Consider the following 15902-nt stretch of genomic DNA (forward strand, 5'->3'; position numbering starts at 1 on the left):
GCAGGGGAATCGCGTCGCTGCATTTCCACCAGGATCGCCGAAACACGTTTAATACGGATGACGGCCGGCGCCGGACGCGGACGGGCCGTCCGACGACCGGCGGCGGCGATACCAGCGATGGAACCCGCGACCGAGGCCCGCGACGAAGGCCCGCGGAACCCGCGGCGCCGCGCGCGGTTGCTCCGCCATGTCCGCCCCCGCCGATGCGTCCTCCGGTCCCCCACCCGGCCTTCGGGTGAGCGTCGACCTCAACCTGTGCCAGGCCTACGCCCAGTGCTGCTACGCGGCGCCGCGGCACTTCCGCATCGAGGGGCACGAGGCGCTGTTCTACGATCCCGCCCCCGCCGCGCGGGACCGGGACGACATCGAGCGGGCGCGCGTCGCCTGCCCGGTCCAGGCGATCCGGGTCGAGGATCCGGAGCGGGGCGCCTGATGGCGTGGGAGCCCGGGCGTGTCCTGATCGTGGGCGCCGGCCTCGCGGCGCTGCGCGGGGCCGAGGCCTTGCGCGAAGCGGGCTTCTCCGGCCCGCTGACGATCGTCGGCGACGAGCCCCATTTTCCCTACGACAGGCCGCCGCTCTCGAAGCACGTCCTCACCGGCGCGATCCCGGCGGAGGCCACGACCCTGCCGGGAATCGGCGCCCTCGCGGCGGAGTGGCAGCTCGGCAGCGCGGCGCAGCGCCTCGACCGGCAGGCGCGCACGGTCAGCCTCGCGGACGGGCGGATCCTCCCCTACGACCGCCTGCTCATCGCCACCGGCACCCGCGCCCGGCCCTGGGCGAATCCGCACGAGGGCCGCCTCGCCGGCGTCTTCACCCTGCGCGGGCGGGACGACGCCGCCGCCCTGCGGCGGGCGCTGGCCGCCGGCCCGAAGCACGTGCTGGTGATCGGCGCCGGTTTCATCGGCTGCGAGGTCGCGAGCCTGTGCCGGCAGCTCGACCTGCCGGTCACCCTGGTCGAGCCGGGCCCGACGCCGCTGGGCCGCGTCCTCGGCAGCACCGTCGGGGCGTTCATCGGCGCGATCCACGAGGGCCACGGCGTCGCGCTGCGGTGCGGCCGCGAGGTCGAGTGGCTGGAGGGCCGGGACGGCCGGCTGGTTCGCGCCCATCTCGTCGACGGCAGCAGCCTCGCGGCCGACATCGCCGTCATCGCCCTGGGGGCCGTGCGCAACACCGAGTGGCTCGACGGGGCCGGCCTGTCGGCGGATCCGGGCGGGGTCGATTGCGACGCCCGCGGCCACGTCCTCGATACCGACGGCAGGCCCGACCCGCGCATCGCCGCCGCCGGCGACGTGGCGCGCTTTCCCCACCCGCTCTACGACGGCCGGCGCGTCGCCCTGGAGCACTGGAGCCACGCGGTGGCGCAGGGCGTCCATGCCGGCCGGCTCCTCGCCGGCGCGGAGCCCGGGGCGCCCTACGGCGCCCTGCCGACCTTCTGGTCGACGCAGGGCGACCTCGTGGTGAAGTCCGTCGGCCTGACCGAGGGCGCCGACGCGGTGGCGATCACGCAGGGCGACGCGGCCGCCGGCCGGTTCGTCGCCACCTACGGCCGCGCGGGGCGCTGCATCGCGGCGGTCTCGGTGGATTCCGCCCGCTGGCTGCCGGCCCATGCCGAGCTGGTCGAGGCCCGCGCGCCGTTCCCGCCCGAGGGCGCCGCGACCGACCGACCGAAGGGCGTCACGGTCTTCGAGCCGGGCTTCGCCTAGGACCGCCCGACCGCGTCGCGCGGACGACGCGGACCCGGATGCGGAACCGCCACGATGCGCGAAGCCTTTGCTGTCGCGGCATCTGTCCCGAAGTGTGAAGGAGACCGCATGCCCGACGCCACCCTCCTCGATCAGGTCAAGGACTTCGCCAACCGGCCGAACCCCTACCCGGTCTACGCGAAGCTGCGGGAGAATCCCGTCTCGCGCCAGGATGACGGCACCGAGGCGGGCACGTGGGTGGCGGCGAGCCACGGCACCATCGCGCGCCTGCTGCAGGACCCGCGGGTCAGCTCCGACACCCTGCCGCCGGCCGACCGGCCCCGCACCGGCAACCCCCTCACCGACCTGATCGTGAAGCCGCTCAAGGACTGGATGATGGACCGGCACCGGGTCTTCATCTTCCGCGACCCGCCGGACCACGACGCGCTGCGCTCGGCGGTGATGCACCAGTTCTCCCGCGAGCGCGTCCAGGCGATGCGCGCCCGCTCCGACCGGCTGGTGGCCGACCTGCTCGACGAGAAATGCGGTGCCCGGGAGATCGACGCGGTCGACGACCTCGCCTACCCGCTGCCCGTGACGGTGATCTGCGAGCTGTTCGGCGTGCCCCGGGAGGACGAGCCGAAATTCCACGGCTGGGCGACCCAGCTCGCCACCGCGCTGGAGCCCGACAGCCTGTCGGACCCCGAGATCCGCGCGGCGAACAGCCGGACCTTCGACGCGATCGGCGGCTACATGGGCGACCTGATCAAGGAGAAGCGCCGGCACCCGCAGGACGACATGCTGTCGGGCCTCGCCAACCACGCCACCCCGGCCGGCGTGAAGATGGGCGATTACGACCTGATCGCCACCTCGATCCTGATGCTGGTCGCCGGGCACGAGACCACCGTGAACCTGATCACCAACGGCCTGCTGACCCTGCTGCGGCATCCGGACGAGCTGGAGCGCCTGCGGCAGGATCCGCTCCGGGCCCCGCGGCTGATCGAGGAGCTGCTCCGCTACGAGCCGCCGGTGCAGTTCCGGACGCGGCGGACCCTGTCGCCCATCGACATCGCGGGGGTCACGGTCCCCGAGGGGGCCGATCTCGTGCTGCTGCTGGCCTCCGGCAACCGCGACGCGGCCGTCTTCCCCAATCCCGACCGGTTCGACCCGGACCGCGCCGGAACCCGCCATCTCGGGTTCGGCGGCGGCCTGCACTACTGCGTGGGCGCGCCGCTCGCCCGGTTCGAGGCCGAGGCGGCGCTCACCGCCCTCGCCCGCCGGCTGAAGGCGCCGCGCCTCATCGAGGACCCGCCGCCCTACCGGCCGGGCGCCGCCCTGCGCGGTCCGGAGCACCTGCGGGTGGCGATCGACGGGATCGCGTGAGCCGAGGGGCCGCGAGGCCGGGCGGCCGCCGAGACGGGGGGCCGGACGATCTGCGGCCGGGTCGCCGCCTCAGCCCGCCCCGGCCGGCCCGGCGCTCCGCTGTCAGGCGGCCTTCACGGCGGCGAGGAAGGTCGCGACCTCCTGGCCTAGGCTCGTCGAGTAGCGGGCCAGTTCCTGCGCGGCGCTCAGCACCTGATCGGAGGCCGCGCCGGTCTCGCGGGCCGCCTGCCGGACGTCGGCGATGTCGGTGCTCACCGCCTGGGTGCCCTGCGCCGCCTGCGTGACGTTGCGGACGATCTCGCTCGTCGCCGCGCCCTGCTCCTCCATGGCGGCGGCCACGCTGAGCGCGACCGTGCGCATCTCCTCGATCGTGCCCCCGATCGTCCGCATCGACTCCACCGCCTGCCGCGTCTCGTTCTGGATGGCCGCGATCTGCGTCGCGATGGTCTCGGTCGCCCGGGCGGTCTGCGAGGCCAGTGCCTTCACCTCGCCCGCCACCACGGCGAAACCCTTGCCCGCCTCGCCGGCGCGCGCGGCCTCGATGGTGGCGTTGAGGGCCAGCAGGTTGGTCTGCCCGGCGATCCCGGCGATCAGGCCCATCACCTCGCTGATCTGGTCCGTGCCGCGGGAGAGCACCTGCATCAGCGCGTTGGTCTGAGCCACGTCCGTGCCGGCCCGGTCGGCCATCGCGGAGGACTGGGCGACGCGGGACGCGATCTCGTTGATCGAGGCGGCCATCTCCTCGCTGGCCGCCGCCACGGTCTGCACGTTGCTGGAGGTCTGCTCGGAGGTCGCGGCGACGCGCACCGACTGGTCGGTGGTCCGCGCGGCCGTGCGCGTCATCTCCCGGGCCGTGGCCTCCATCTCCACCGCGGCCGCCGACAGGCCCTGCGTCAGCGCGCTGACCTGCGCATCGAACCGGGCGGTGACGTCGTCCAGCATCTGGGCGCGGCGCATCTTCGCCTCGCTCTCCGTCACGGCGGCCGCGTCGGCCGCGCGCTTGGCGATCAGGGCGTCCTTGAACACCTGGACGGCGCGCGCCATGGCGCCGACCTCGTCGCCGCGGCGCTGGTCGGCGACCGTCACCGCGAGGTCGCCGTCCGCGAGGCCGCGCATCGCCGCGGTCAGGCGGGTGATCGGGCGCGACAGGCCGTTGCCGACGAGCAGGAGCAGCGCCAGGATCGGCAGGGCGAGGCCGGCCGACCAGAGCCCGAGGGTGATCGCCCGGTCGCGCACGGCCGCGTGGACGTCGTCGCGGTACAGGCCGGTGGCGACGATCCAGCCCCACGGCTTGAACATCTGCACGCTCGCGACCTTCTCCACCGGCACGGACCCGCCGGCGCGCGGCTTCATGTAGTCGACGAAGCCGGAGCCGTCGCGCTTGGCGGTCTCGACCATCTCGGCGAAGTAGCGCTTCCCGCCCGGGACGTCGGTCTGGTCCAGCACCTGCTTGCCGACGTTCTTGGCGTTGAAGGCGTTGGCGATCAGGTGGCCCTGGGCGTCGAGGACGAAGAAGTAGTCCTCGCTGCCGAAGCGCAGGGCGGTGATCGCCGCGAGCGCGGCCTTCTGCGCCTCGGCGACGGGCATCTGGCCCGTCCGGGCCTGCGCCTCGTAGTGGACGAGCAGGCTCTGCGCGACCTCGGTCAGGCGCTTGGTCATCAGGGCGCGGTCCTCGAGCGCCGAGCCGCGCATGTCGACGAAGCTCAGGGCGCTGAGGGCGCCGATGGCCAGGAGCACCAGGGCCATCACGGCCGCGAGCTTGTGGCGAAGCCGGAGATCGGCGAGGCCCTGCCACGGCGCGGCACGGTCGGCGGGCGGGCGGCTGGTCTGCGTGGGGGTCATCCGAGCACCGGAAGAGGAGGCGTTCGGCCGGCCGGCATGGACTCGCCGTCGGCGCTGCACCGCATCAGCGTCGTGCAATCGGGTTAGTAAATCGCAAAGATGTGAGGCCGTTAGCCGGCACTTCGGAGGCGAATATCGGTGCCAAGTCAGCGAATGCGGTTCAGTCTAGAGGTTTACACAGATTAGTATCGGGGCCGGGCCGGGCCGTTTGACGGCCTGCAGCTACGCGCTGACGCTGTAGTGGATCGGCTTGAAGCTGCCGTTGTTGGATTGCAGGGCGGAGCAGGCGGTGAGCCCGATGATCAGGTCGGTCTCGGCCACGAACACGATCCGGTCCCCTGCCCGGCTGAGGGGCGGCGCCACGGTGAGCGCCCCGGTCGCGCCGTCGACCGGCACGTTCATGAAGCAGTTGAACGCCACCGGGATCGCGTCCGGCGCGATGCCGTAGGGGGCGAGCGCCGCCGCGAGGTTGCCGAAGCAGCCGCGATGCGGGTTCGTGTCGCCGTAGATGATGCGGAACGTGTCGGACGAGCACGGCGTCAGCAGGAAATCGTGCCGCCCCACCGTGTCCTCGACGATCCGCAGCAGGATGTTGGAGCGGTTCGAGTAGAGCGGGTCACCGGTGGTCAGGTAGATCCGGCTGGCGTAGTCGAGGGTCCGGCCCGACGAGATCACCTCCCCCGTATCGTGGCGGTTGAAGGCGAGAAGGTCGGCCACCTGCTCCCCGCACGGGTCGATCACCGTGAGGCGCTGACCCCGCTCGAGGGTGAAGGCGACGCCGGAGCGCGGCTCGATCGTCTGCACGTCGTCTTGGCACATGGTGGGTTGGCTCACTCCGTTCGAGGCCCGCGATCCGACCGGCTCAGGCGCCGCTGCCCGGCAGGCCGCGGTCGAAGGGCAGGACCGGCGGGTGCCAGTCCCGCGCCTCGGGGGCCGGTGCCGGTCGGCCCTTCATCGGGCAGCGCCAGTCCGCGTCGACCGCGCGGCCGCTGTACTGGCGCGCCTCCGAGGCCTCGCCGTGGCGCGCCAGCATCGGGTTCACGCTGCCGGCGAGGGCCTCGTCGCGCTCCAAGATCGCGGCGCGCAGCTTCTCGTAGCGCCCCTCCGCCCGCAGCCGCTCGAACTGCGCGTGCAGGTTGAAGACCAGGACCGGCGACGAGAAGCGCCGCGCCGGCCGGCTCGCCTGCGGGTGCAGCCCGACCACGAAGAACGCCTCGCCGCCGAAGCTCAGGGAGAAGTGCGGGTTGTCGGGATCCTCGGCCACGCGGGCATCGTGGGGCTGACCGAGCCAGGCATCCTTGTCGGTCAGGGATTGCGCGCGCGCCCAGAGATTCCGCTCGAACGCTTCCTCCGAGAGATCGCCCGGACCCTCGAACACGACCGCGAAACTCTGGAACAGGTCGGGCTGCGCGCGGTACTGCGCCACGAAGGCGAGCAGCGCCGGGTAGATCCGCATGTCGTCCCAACCCGAGGTGATGTCCCGGGCCACCACGATCCGCATCCGCCCGCGGGACAGGGCCGACTTGGCGCCCACGCAGGGGAAGGGCGGATTCCGGATGAAGTCGCGGAAGGCCTCGGCACGGGGGTGCTCTCGGTCGTCGCGGGGGAGATGCATGCGGGTCCTGCCCGGTCTCTGTGCGGCCGGCCTCGACGCGAGGCGGCCGCTGTTCGGGACTCCGGCAACACCACCGGGCGGCCGCTGTTCCGTCCTGCGACAGGTCGTCCGGGGGACAGGGTGAATCCGGCTGAACGCGGGTAAGTTGTGCTCCGCCGATCAGCCAATATTCCGTGGATCAGGCGTGCCGGATAAACATAGGTTAAGGCAGGAAAGACTCGCCGGACTGGCACCGCTCCGGCGCTGTGCTGCCGCGAGGGCCGCCTGGACTGGGCCGATCCGCCGGGCGGAAGCTCAGGCCCGCCCGGCCGTTCGCGCCCGGTGCCGCGTCGCCGCGGCGGCCCCGAAGGCCTCGAACAGGGCGCGGTTGATCGGGTTGGTCGCCGGGTCGTGCTCGGCGTGCCACTGCACGCCCAGCGCGAAGTCCGCCGCGTCGCGGACGCGGATCGCCTCGACCGTCTCGTCCTCGGCGATGCCCTCGACCACGATCCGCCCGCCCGGCTCCAGAATACCTTGGCCGTGCAGGGAGTTCACCCGGATCGTCTCGCGCTCCAGGAGGCGGGCGAAGGTGCCCCCGGGCGCCAGCCTGACCTCGTGACGGTCGGCGAAGATCAGTTCCAGGTCCGGGTGGATCTCGCCGTTCTCGAGGCGCGGCATGCGGTGGTTGAGCCGGCCCGGCAGATCGCGGATCTCCGGGTGCAGGCTGCCCCCGAAGGCGACGTTCATCTCCTGGAAGCCGCGGCAGATGCCGAACAGCGGCACGCCGCGCGCCACGCAGGCCTCGATCAGCGGCAGCGCCACGGCGTCGCGATCCTCGTCGTAGGGCTCGTGCGCCGCGCAGGGCTCGGTGTTGAAGCGCGCCGGGTGGACGTTGGCGCGGCCCCCGGTGAGCAGGACGCCGTCCACGGTGTCGAGGAGGTCGCCGAGGTCGGTGATCGCCGGGACGGCGGCGAACATCAGCGGCAGGGCGCCGGCCACCGCGGCGACCGCCCGCATGTTGTTCTCGCCGACGATCTGTGCCGGGAAGCGGCTGTCGATCAGGCGCGCGTTGCCGATGACGCCGATCACGGGTCTCGTCATCGTCCCGGCTGCTCCTCGATCCTGTCCTGGCCGCGCGGCGGCCGCCGCGCTCCGCGGCAGGCTCTACGACCCACGCAAGGCCGGCGCCAGTCCTATGCGGCTCACGGCGGCGACAGCACACCCGCGTCCGAAGCCTCGGCGCGGAGCACCTCGGCCACGCGCTCGGGCGCCTCCTCATGGGCGAGGTGGCCGAGCCCGCGGATCAGGCGGACGCGGGCGTCGGGCAGGCGATCGCGCAGCGCGAAGGCGGTGTCCGGCAGGATCGCCTTGTCGTCGCCGCCGACGATCAGCAGGGTCCGGGTCGCGAGGCCGGGCAGCGCCCGGTGCAGCCCGGCGAGATCCCAGTTCGCCATCATGCCCAGCGCCCCGCGGACATGGCCGGCCCGGGCGAAGAGCCGCCGGTACAGGTCGACGCCCTCCGGGTCGAGGCGCGAGCCGGTCCCCTCGATCAGCCGCTTGGCCGCGGACCGGTCCGCCGTCCAGGCGAAGATGCGGGGGGTGAAGGGGTTGAGGAACAGCAGCCGCGCCATGCTGGGGAACAGCAGGTTGGCCGCCCCCGGCAGCGGCGCCAGGGCGCCGTTGAAGGCCGCCAGCAACCGGGGCGCGATGGCGCCGTCGAGGCACATCCGCGCGAGGACGGCGGCGCCGGCCGAGTGGCCCGCCGCCAGGGCCGGCGGCCGGCCGAGCGCCGCCACGAGGCCCGCCACGGCCCGGGCCATGCCGGGCAGGGACAGGTCAGCGTCGGGCAGCGGATCCGTGAAGCCGTGGCCCGGCAGGTCCGGGGCGATCACGAAGAAGTCCCGCGCGAGGAGCGGCGCCAGCCCGCGCCACGAGTGCGTGGCCGCCCCGGTCCCGTGCAGGAGCAGCAATGTCGGGGCGTCCGGAGACCCGAATTCCTGGACGTGCCAGCGCAGGCCGGCCGCCTCCACGAAGCGGCTCGCCTCCCGATGGGGCCAGTCCCGGCCCTCCACGGCCCAGTTCGGCCGCTCCGCGTCGAGACCGGTCAGCATGGGCCCGTATCCTGCACTGCGGCATCGCCGGGCGATCCGGGGGAGGCGGCGGCGCTATCGTTCATGGCCGGAAGTATTTCGTAACACTGAACAATCCCATGCGGCGGCCGCATGCCACCGGTGAGCGGAGACCGATTGCTGCGCTGCAACAGCGGCGGCATATCACGGGCGAGCAAGAACAAGACGCGTTCGCCAACTTCGGAGAAGGCCATGATCCTCTTCACCTCCTCGACCCAGAACATCGCCGCCCCCGTCTCCGGCGGCTGGAGCCTCAAGGCCATCGTGCGCGAGATGCTGAACTCCTGGCTCGCCCACCACCAGCGCCTCGCCGACAGCGGCATCGGCGGCGACCTCTGACACCCTGGCCCGAGGTTGACGCGCGCGGCACTCAGAGCGCCGCCCGCACCGCCGCGCTGATCTGACCGGCCTCGACCCGCGGCAGCTTCAGGTAGCGGGCGCCCATCGCGCTCGCGACCGAACGGGCCTCCTCACCCCGTGTGCCGGTATCGACCACGAGGGCCGGCAGCCCGGCCGCACGCAACGCGCGGGCCGCCTGCAGGGCCTCCGCGCCCGCGCGGACCCGTCCCCCCTCCCCCGACCGCGCGACGTTGGCGCGCCCGTCGGTCAGCAGCACGATCGCCGGCCGGCTGCCGCCGCGGCGCACGCCCAGCGCCACCGCGACCGCGGCGTCGATTCCCGCCGCGAGGGGCGTCCCGCCTCCGCCCGGCAGTCCCGAGAGCCCCCGCTTGGCCCGGGTGAGCGAGCGGGTCGGCGGCAGGACCAGATCCGCGCCGGCGCCGCGGAACGCCACCAGCGCCACCCGGTCCCGGCGGACATAGGCCTCCGCCAGCAGCAGCTCGACCGCGCCCTTGGCCTCGGCCAGCCGCTCCAGGGCGGCCGAGCCCGAGGCGTCCACGCAGAACACCGTGGTGGTCTCGGTCCGCTGCTTGAGGATCCGGATCCGCAGATCGTCCCGCCGCACCACGATGCGGCGCGCCTCCTCCGGGTCGCGCCGCAGCGCCTGCCAGGGCGCCGCCGTCCGCAGGGTGGCGAGCAGGTCCAGGCGTCCCCGCCGCGGGTCGCCCCGCCGGCTGCCGACAGGGCGCCCGGTGCGGGCGGAGGCCGCCTGCCCGACCCGGCCGGCCCTCGCGGCCGGGAGACGCTGCGCGCCCGCCAGCAGCTGGTCGAGGAGGTTCGGCGGGATCGCGGCGCGCACCGCTTCCAGCACGACGTCGTCGGGCGCCTCCGCGGCGGCCGGATCCGACGCCTCCGCCTCGTTCGGCTCGGGCGGCTCCGCCGGCGGCGCCTCCGCGGTCTCGGAGGCGGGCTGCTCCGGTGCGGGCAGGCGCGTGGCGCGCGGCGCCAGGACCAGGCGCCCGGCCGCCACGATCGCCGCCTGGTCGATCGGCCCGACTCCCGCGAGGGCGCGCGCCACCCGCGCTGCCAGGATCGGCCCGCGCAGCGACGCGATCCTGAAGGCCTCGGCCAGGGCGCAGAGGCTGCCGACCGGGTCGGGCTCCGGTGCGCCTGCGGCGGGTTCTGGCTCGGCCGCCGCGGCCTCCGCCAGGCCGAGCCCGCTCAGGTCGATCCGGAAGGCGAGGCGATCGGCCAGCGCCTCGGCGACCGTCTCGTCCGCCACGCCCTCGTCGAGGAGGATCAGGCCGAACCGGGCGCGGCGGTCGGAGACCGTGCCGGTATCGAGGGTGGCCGCGAGCCGCGACGCGGTGCCCGGCGGCAGACGCTCGGCCATGGGGACGAGGACGATCCCGCCATCGGCCTCCGCGAGCAGCCCGGCCCGCGCGACGGGGCGGCCCGCCGCCAGGGTCGCGGCGAGATCCAGGCCGCCGAGCAGGCCGTCGTCGCCGATGCCGGGCGGCAGGCGCCGCCAGGGCGTTCCGGGCGGCAGCGCCGCCCTCAGGATCTCGAGCCAGCGCTCGCGCACCGGGCCGGGGGAGGCGCGCAGCACCGCGCCGCCGAGCCCGTGCGGGTCGGCGGCGAGCAGACGGGCGGCGAGACGAGCATCGGCCCAGAGATCGAGCGCACGCCTTCCGACCTCTGCGCGGGGAGGGAGAAGCCGCGCGCCCGTCACGCGAACACCTCCGCCAGCGCCCGCTCCACCCGGGCGGTGGAACCGGATTCGTCCAGCGGGTTGCGACGCAGCCGGTGGCGCAGGGCGGCCGGGGCGATGCGCCGGAGGTGGTCGTCGGTCACCGCCCCGGCGCCGTCGAGGGCGGCCAGCGCCCGCGCGGTGCGCATCAGGGTCAGCTCGCCGCGCAGCCCGTCGGTGCCCAGCGCCAGGCAGAGCCGCGCCGTGCGCTCCAGGGCGGCGTCCGGGACAGTCACCGCGGGCAGGCGCTCCCGCGCCAGCAGGATGCTCTTCTGGATCTTGCGCTCGCCACCCGCGTGCGCCGCGCAGAAACCCTCCGGGTCGCGCTCGTAGGCGTCGCGGGCGCGCACAACCGCGATGCGGGTCGGGATGTCCTTCGGGGTCGCGACCTCGCAGGCCAGCCCGAACCGGTCGAGGAGCTGCGGGCGCAACTCCCCCTCCTCCGGGTTGCCGGACCCGACGAGGACGAACCGCGCCGGGTGGCGGAGCGACAGGCCCTCGCGCTCCACGGTGTTGACCCCGGAGGCCGCCACGTCGAGCAGCAGGTCCACGAGGTGGTCCTCGAGGAGGTTCACTTCGTCGATGTACAGGAAGCCGCGATTGGCGCGCGCCAGCAGCCCCGGCTCGAACGCCTTCACGCCGGCCCCGAGCGCCCGCTCCAGGTCGAGGGTGCCGACCACCCGGTCCTCGGTGGCGCCGAGCGGCAGGTCCACGACGGGCACCGGCTTCTTATGACTCTTGCGCGGGCCACCCTCGGCGCAGTGCGGGCAGCTCTCCGCCGGGCCGTCGGGATCGCAATTGTACGGGCAGCCGACCACCGCCCGCATCGGCGGCAGCAGGGCGGCCAGCGCCCGGATCGCCGTGGACTTGCCCGTGCCGCGGTCGCCGAAGACCAGCACGCCGCCGACCGCCGGGTCCACCGCCGCGATCAGCAGCGCCTGGCGCATCTCGTCCTGGCCGACGATGGCCGAGAAGGGAAAGGTGGGCACGGGTGTGACTCGACGCTGCGGGGGGCATCCGACCCACCCCCCTCATCCTGAGGTGCCGGAGCGCGGCGAAGGCCTCGAAGGGGAACTCCAGGGATCGCGCGGCCGGCCCGAGCCCTCCCTCGAGGCCCGCCGCCGCGGGCACTTCAGGATGAGGGGGTGGGTCGGAGAAGGGAAGCCCTACTCCGCCGCCTTCTGCCGGAGCCCGATCCGCCCCCAGATCGTGGTGAGCGCCTGGACCAGATGGGCGATGTCGGCGTCCGTGTGCAGCGGCGACGGCGTGATCCGCAGGCGCTCGGTGCCGCGGGCGACGGTCGGGTAGTTGATCGGCTGCACGTAGATGCCGAACTCGTCGAGCAGGGTGTCGGAGATCCCCTTGCAGAGCACGGGATCGCAGACCATCACCGGCACGATGTGGCTGTCGTTGGGCATGGTCGGGATGTCGGCGGCCTCCAGGGCCTGCCGGACCTTCGCCACGCGCTCCTGATGCCGGGCGCGCTCGGCGCCGCTCTCCTTGAGGTGGCGGATGCTCGCCGCCGCGCCCGCCGCGACGGCCGGGGGCAGCGAGGTCGTGAAGATGAAGCCCGAGGCGAAGCTGCGCACGAAGTCGCAGAGCTTCTCGGAGGCCGTGATGTAGCCGCCGTGCACCGCGAAGGCCTTGCCGAGCGTGCCCTCGATCACGTCGAGCCGGTGGGCGACGCCGTCCCGCTCCGAGATGCCGCCGCCGCGCGCCCCGTAGAGGCCGACCGCGTGGACCTCGTCGAGATAGGTGAGCGCCCCGTGGGCCTCGGCCACGTCGCAGATCTCGGCGATCGGCGCGATGTCGCCGTCCATCGAGTAGACCGACTCGAAGGCCACCAGCTTCGGCCGGGCCGGGTCGACCAGCGCGAGCTTGCGGTTCAGGTCCTCCGGGTCGTTGTGGCGGAAGATGTGGCGCTCGGCGCGGGAGAACCGGATGCCCTCGATCATCGAGGCGTGGTTCTCGGAATCGGAGAAGACCGCGCAGTTCGGCAGGCGCGACGCCAGGGTCCCCAGCGCCGCCCAGTTCGACACGTAGCCGGAGGTGAACAGCAGGGCCGCCTCCTTGCCGTGGAGGTCGGCGAGCTCGCGCTCCAGCAGCACGTGGTAGTGGTTCGTCCCCGAGATGTTGCGGGTGCCGCCGGCCCCGGCGCCGCAGCGGTCGATCGCCGCGTGCATCGCCCCCGTCACGGCCGGGTGCTGGCCCATGCCGAGATAGTCGTTGGAGCACCAGACCGTGACCGGCCGCGTGCCGGAGGCGTGGTGGTGGGTGGCGTGCGGGAAGTTGCCCGCGTGGCGCTCGAGGTCGGTGAAGACCCGGTAGCGGCCCTCCCGGTGGAGCCCGGCGATCTCGCCTTCGAAGAAGGTCTCGTAATCCATGTCGCCTCTCCCCGAACAAATCCTGCGGGTTGATCCCGCCTGTGACACCGGACTTCGCACAAGACCAGTTCCAGATTGGTGGACGTGCGTCGCCCCGCGATGATCCCTCGGCCTACACGTGGTCCGGCGGCCCGGCCGCTTCCCCGGGCGCCCGCGCGGGCAGGCTCCAGCGCCACAGCTCCGCCGAGGGCAGCGGCAGCATCAGGAACCAGTGCTCCAGGGTGGCGAGCGCGGTCAGCGTCGCCAGGACCGTGAAGCCGATCAGCTCGTGCTCCAGCAGGTCGGCGCCGAGCGCCGCGCGCCCGAGCAGGGCCGCCGCGATGGTCCCGAGGCTCACCGAGACCGGGAACAGCAGGTTCATCGGCTTCCGGGACAGGTAGCAGGCGAGGTAGCCGAGATGGTCCGGCAGGAACTCGGCGTGGAGGTTGCGCACCCCCAGGAACAGGTTGAGCCGCGCCGAGAGGTTCATCACCACCAGCGTGCCGTAGGTCCACAGGGCGAAGCGGTTGGGGCTGCCCCAGACCAGCGCCAGGATCGCGAGGCCGCCGACCACGATGGCGAATTCGTGCCACAGGCTGGTGGCGAGCGCGGCGAGGAACCGGTCGAGGCCGCGCACGCTCGGCGCGCAGGCGACCGGCCGCGGGCCCGACAGGAAGCCCATGTAGTAGCTCATCTCCTGCCAGCCCCAGACGACGAGCGCGGCCGTGAAGGCCGTGTAGGCCCCCGTGGCGCTCGTGTCGGCGGCGCTGGACCGGATCGCCACCAGGGCGCCGGCGAGCAGCAGGGTCGCCCCGGCCATGCTCCACGGATGCGTCCGCCGCGGGGCGTGGTCGAGCAGCAGGATCAGCCCGGTGGAGAACCACCAGAGCAGGACCGCGTACAGGACCGGGGCGGCGTAGGTCCCCATGCTACCAGACCGGCTGGAGACGGATGTCGGCCGGCAGGACGTTGGCCTTGACGGGGAGACAATACAGCCGCGCGAAGGTCACCGCCGCCCGGGCGGCGTGGAACCCCTGCAGGGCCTTGCCGACGAGGCCGCCCCGCGCCTTGGCGTCGGCGATCGCCCGGGAGCAGGCGAGCAGCCGGTCGAGCCCCGCCTTGAACTTCGGGTTGTCGAGGTCGAGCTCCAGCGGGAAGGTCTGGCGGGAGATCTCCGAGGTGATCCGGAAGACCTTGAAGTCGTAGTCGCTGGGATCGACCCCGAGCGCCGCGTGGAAGGCCGGGCGGTGATGGTCGCGCACGTACATCGTGGCGAAGACCGCGAGCAGGAAGAACCGGATCCAGTAGCGGTTCACGCCGCTCGTCAGCTTCGGGTTCGCGCGCATCAGCAGCGCGAAGGCCTCGCCGTGGCGGAACTCGTCGTTGCACCACAGTTCGAACCACTTGAAGATCGGGTGGATGCGCCGCTCCGGGTGCCGCTCCAGCTCGCGGAAGATCGTGATGTAGCGGGCGTAGCCGATCTTTTCGGAGAGATAGGTGGCGTAGAAGATGAATTTCGGCCGGAAGAACGTGTATTTTTTGGACTTGGTGAGGAACCCCAAGTCCACGCCGATGCCGAAATCCTTCAGCGTGTCGTTGATGAAGCCGGCGTGACGCGCCTCGTCGCGGCTCATGAAGCCGAACAGCTCCTTGATGTCCTTGTTCTTCGCGCGCTTGCGCATCTCCGCGTAGAGCACGCAGCCGGAAAACTCTGCCGTGATGGAAGAGACCAAGAAGTCCAGAAACTCCTTCCGCAACTCGGGCTCCATCCGCGACAGGTCGCAGTCGAACTCCGCGTTGCGGGTGAAGTGGCGCTTGTTCGGGTCGGAGCGCAGCTCGGCGATCAGCACGTCCCAGTCGCGGCGTACCGGCTCGACGTTGGTCCGGTCGAGCTCGTCGAAGTCGGTCGTGTAGAAGCGGGGCGACAGGAAGGTCGTCTCCTGGGCGGCCCGGGTCGACTCGTTGACCGGAGTCTTCGGAACGGGCTGGCCGGAGGGCGGCGGGACGGGTGCGTTCACAGCTTCCTCCTCTCGGAGAAGCTGACCTCGTAGAGTTCGGTCAGCTCGAGATGGGCGATGAGCTTGGTCCAGGCCCGCTCCAGCGGGCCGGCCCTGGTCACCGTGGCGGTGCGCCGCACGGTGAGGCGCTCGCCGTAGGGCACCGAGGTCGGCGCGTCGTGGACCTGAACCGCGTCGCCGGGCTCGATCTCGAAGCCGGCATCGAGGGTGACGTGCGCGTGCAGGCTCTCGGGCGTCTGCTCGATCTCCACCGTGCAGGGCACGGTGACGGTGCGGCTGCCGAACAGGCCCATCACCGCGTCTCCGTGGCGGGCGCGCCCGGCCCGGGCATCAGCCGGGCGAAGGCCCCGGCATTGGTCGACCCGAAGGCCTCCAGGGGCACTTGGCGGCCGGTGGCCTCGTCGGCGAGCGCGAGGCGGCCGTCGTCGTAGCGGGTCAGGCTGAAGGGCTTCTCGGGGCCGAGTCCCTCCCGCTGGCGGGCCTGGGCGAGGCCCCGCAGCGTCCCGCGCAGGAAGCCGTCCTCGCCGGGGCGGATCCAGGCCACGATGTGCCGGTCGGCGACGTCCCGCAGGGCGATCGAGCCGTCGACCTGATCCTCGGCGCGGAATTCGAGCCGTTCCACCACATTGGCGGGCGGCAGGGCGACGAGGCCGACCTTCTCGCTCCGGCCGATCAGGACCGCCAGCATGGTGAAGCCCATCAGCGCGCCGCCGCCGATCATCAGCAGCGCCGGTGCCGGTCCCGCGACCGCCGATGCCGTGGCCCGGCCGGCGCCTTCCGCCCGCTCGCCCATCGTGCCCC

The 15902-nt window shown here is 73.1% G+C and carries 16 protein-coding genes; 4 read left to right on the forward strand and 12 right to left on the reverse strand.

Going from position 1 to position 15902, the window contains the following annotated elements; genetic code table 11:
* Window positions 1-187: 187 nt before the first annotated feature.
* From BKE41_RS10460 to BKE41_RS10470, 3 genes are all read left to right on the forward strand, one after another.
* A complete protein-coding gene (locus BKE41_RS10460; RefSeq protein ID WP_020095273.1) occupies window positions 188-433 on the forward strand; it encodes a ferredoxin in 246 nt (81 codons plus the stop codon).
* Window positions 433-1704, forward strand: coding sequence for an FAD-dependent oxidoreductase (locus BKE41_RS10465; RefSeq protein ID WP_059409500.1), 1272 nt, complete (start codon window positions 433-435; stop codon window positions 1702-1704). The genes BKE41_RS10460 and BKE41_RS10465 overlap by 1 nt, the downstream gene beginning before the upstream one ends.
* A 108-nt stretch (window positions 1705-1812) precedes the next feature.
* Window positions 1813-3066: a cytochrome P450 gene (locus tag BKE41_RS10470; protein WP_070999321.1), complete on the forward strand. Its 1254-nt coding sequence runs from the start codon at window positions 1813-1815 to the stop codon at window positions 3064-3066.
* A 102-nt stretch (window positions 3067-3168) separates the two neighbouring features.
* On the opposite strand, the gene BKE41_RS10475 is transcribed toward BKE41_RS10470, so the two are convergent.
* The 5 genes from BKE41_RS10475 to bchO all read right to left on the reverse strand — a co-directional run bounded on the left by BKE41_RS10475 (window position 3169) and on the right by bchO (window position 8613).
* The gene (locus BKE41_RS10475) at window positions 3169-4908 is read right to left on the reverse strand and encodes a cache domain-containing protein (RefSeq protein WP_029359369.1); all 1740 of its coding nucleotides are present in this window, start codon (window positions 4906-4908) and stop codon (window positions 3169-3171) included.
* Between the two features lie 222 nt (window positions 4909-5130).
* The gene (locus BKE41_RS10480) at window positions 5131-5727 is read right to left on the reverse strand and encodes an urea carboxylase-associated family protein (protein WP_012318810.1); all 597 of its coding nucleotides are present in this window, start codon (window positions 5725-5727) and stop codon (window positions 5131-5133) included.
* A 43-nt stretch (window positions 5728-5770) separates the two neighbouring features.
* The gene (gntA, locus tag BKE41_RS10485) at window positions 5771-6523 is read right to left on the reverse strand and encodes a guanitoxin biosynthesis heme-dependent pre-guanitoxin N-hydroxylase GntA (RefSeq protein WP_024830335.1); all 753 of its coding nucleotides are present in this window, start codon (window positions 6521-6523) and stop codon (window positions 5771-5773) included.
* Between the two features lie 294 nt (window positions 6524-6817).
* Complete coding sequence (locus tag BKE41_RS10490; RefSeq protein WP_012318812.1) at window positions 6818-7603, reverse strand: gamma-glutamyl-gamma-aminobutyrate hydrolase family protein; 786 nt, start codon at window positions 7601-7603, stop codon at window positions 6818-6820.
* A gap of 101 nt (window positions 7604-7704) precedes the next feature.
* Window positions 7705-8613, reverse strand: coding sequence for an alpha/beta fold hydrolase BchO (bchO, locus tag BKE41_RS10495; RefSeq protein WP_070999323.1), 909 nt, complete (start codon window positions 8611-8613; stop codon window positions 7705-7707).
* Between the two features lie 210 nt (window positions 8614-8823).
* Here bchO and BKE41_RS31605 point away from each other — a divergent pair, with 210 nt between their 5' ends.
* On the forward strand, window positions 8824-8970 hold the full coding sequence (locus tag BKE41_RS31605) for a hypothetical protein (RefSeq protein WP_012318814.1): 147 nt from the start codon (window positions 8824-8826) through the stop codon (window positions 8968-8970).
* Between the two features lie 31 nt (window positions 8971-9001).
* Here BKE41_RS31605 and BKE41_RS10500 read toward each other — a convergent pair whose 3' ends face one another.
* The 7 genes from BKE41_RS10500 to puhC form a co-directional block, all read right to left on the reverse strand.
* Window positions 9002-10702 carry a magnesium chelatase subunit D gene (locus tag BKE41_RS10500; RefSeq protein WP_070999325.1) on the reverse strand — a complete coding sequence of 567 codons (1701 nt, stop codon included), beginning with the start codon at window positions 10700-10702 and terminating at the stop codon, window positions 9002-9004.
* Window positions 10699-11709, reverse strand: coding sequence for a magnesium chelatase ATPase subunit I (gene bchI / locus BKE41_RS10505; RefSeq protein ID WP_024830331.1), 1011 nt, complete (start codon window positions 11707-11709; stop codon window positions 10699-10701). The genes BKE41_RS10500 and bchI overlap by 4 nt, the downstream gene beginning before the upstream one ends.
* A gap of 177 nt (window positions 11710-11886) precedes the next feature.
* Window positions 11887-13104, reverse strand: coding sequence for a 5-aminolevulinate synthase (gene hemA, locus BKE41_RS10510; RefSeq protein ID WP_012318817.1), 1218 nt, complete (start codon window positions 13102-13104; stop codon window positions 11887-11889).
* A 112-nt stretch (window positions 13105-13216) separates the two neighbouring features.
* Window positions 13217-14011 carry a putative photosynthetic complex assembly protein PuhE gene (gene puhE, locus BKE41_RS10515; protein ID WP_012318818.1) on the reverse strand — a complete coding sequence of 265 codons (795 nt, stop codon included), beginning with the start codon at window positions 14009-14011 and terminating at the stop codon, window positions 13217-13219.
* A 1-nt stretch (window position 14012) separates the two neighbouring features.
* Window positions 14013-15101, reverse strand: a complete 1089-nt coding sequence (acsF, locus tag BKE41_RS10520) for a magnesium-protoporphyrin IX monomethyl ester (oxidative) cyclase (protein ID WP_059409497.1) — start codon at window positions 15099-15101, stop codon at window positions 14013-14015.
* The gene (locus BKE41_RS10525) at window positions 15098-15394 is read right to left on the reverse strand and encodes a hypothetical protein (RefSeq protein ID WP_012318820.1); all 297 of its coding nucleotides are present in this window, start codon (window positions 15392-15394) and stop codon (window positions 15098-15100) included. Before BKE41_RS10525 ends, acsF begins: the two co-directional genes overlap by 4 nt.
* On the reverse strand, window positions 15394-15894 hold the full coding sequence (gene puhC / locus BKE41_RS10530; protein ID WP_070999326.1) for a photosynthetic complex assembly protein PuhC: 501 nt from the start codon (window positions 15892-15894) through the stop codon (window positions 15394-15396). Before puhC ends, BKE41_RS10525 begins: the two co-directional genes overlap by 1 nt.
* Window positions 15895-15902: the final 8 nt, after the last annotated feature.

Origin of the sequence: Methylobacterium sp. C1 (assembly GCF_001854385.1) — a bacterium.
GTDB lineage: Bacteria > Pseudomonadota > Alphaproteobacteria > Rhizobiales > Beijerinckiaceae > Methylobacterium > Methylobacterium radiotolerans.

Excerpts from the sequence above, each read along its gene's own strand:
- puhE (WP_012318818.1), bottom strand. The coding sequence starts at position 14,011 with ATGGGGACCTACGCCGCCCCGGTCCTGTACGCGGTCCTGCTCTGGTGG.
- bchO (WP_070999323.1), bottom strand. The coding sequence starts at position 8,613 with ATGCTGACCGGTCTCGACGCGGAGCGGCCGAACTGGGCCGTGGAGGGC.
- gntA (WP_024830335.1), bottom strand. The coding sequence starts at position 6,523 with ATGCATCTCCCCCGCGACGACCGAGAGCACCCCCGTGCCGAGGCCTTC.
- BKE41_RS10460 (WP_020095273.1), top strand. The coding sequence starts at position 188 with ATGTCCGCCCCCGCCGATGCGTCCTCCGGTCCCCCACCCGGCCTTCGG.
- BKE41_RS10470 (WP_070999321.1), top strand. The coding sequence starts at position 1,813 with ATGCCCGACGCCACCCTCCTCGATCAGGTCAAGGACTTCGCCAACCGG.
- BKE41_RS10490 (WP_012318812.1), bottom strand. The coding sequence starts at position 7,603 with ATGACGAGACCCGTGATCGGCGTCATCGGCAACGCGCGCCTGATCGAC.
- BKE41_RS10475 (WP_029359369.1), bottom strand. The coding sequence starts at position 4,908 with ATGACCCCCACGCAGACCAGCCGCCCGCCCGCCGACCGTGCCGCGCCG.
- BKE41_RS31605 (WP_012318814.1), top strand. The coding sequence starts at position 8,824 with ATGATCCTCTTCACCTCCTCGACCCAGAACATCGCCGCCCCCGTCTCC.
- hemA (WP_012318817.1), bottom strand. The coding sequence starts at position 13,104 with ATGGATTACGAGACCTTCTTCGAAGGCGAGATCGCCGGGCTCCACCGG.
- puhC (WP_070999326.1), bottom strand. The coding sequence starts at position 15,894 with ATGGGCGAGCGGGCGGAAGGCGCCGGCCGGGCCACGGCATCGGCGGTC.
- BKE41_RS10525 (WP_012318820.1), bottom strand. The coding sequence starts at position 15,394 with ATGGGCCTGTTCGGCAGCCGCACCGTCACCGTGCCCTGCACGGTGGAG.
- BKE41_RS10480 (WP_012318810.1), bottom strand. The coding sequence starts at position 5,727 with ATGTGCCAAGACGACGTGCAGACGATCGAGCCGCGCTCCGGCGTCGCC.
- BKE41_RS10465 (WP_059409500.1), top strand. The coding sequence starts at position 433 with ATGGCGTGGGAGCCCGGGCGTGTCCTGATCGTGGGCGCCGGCCTCGCG.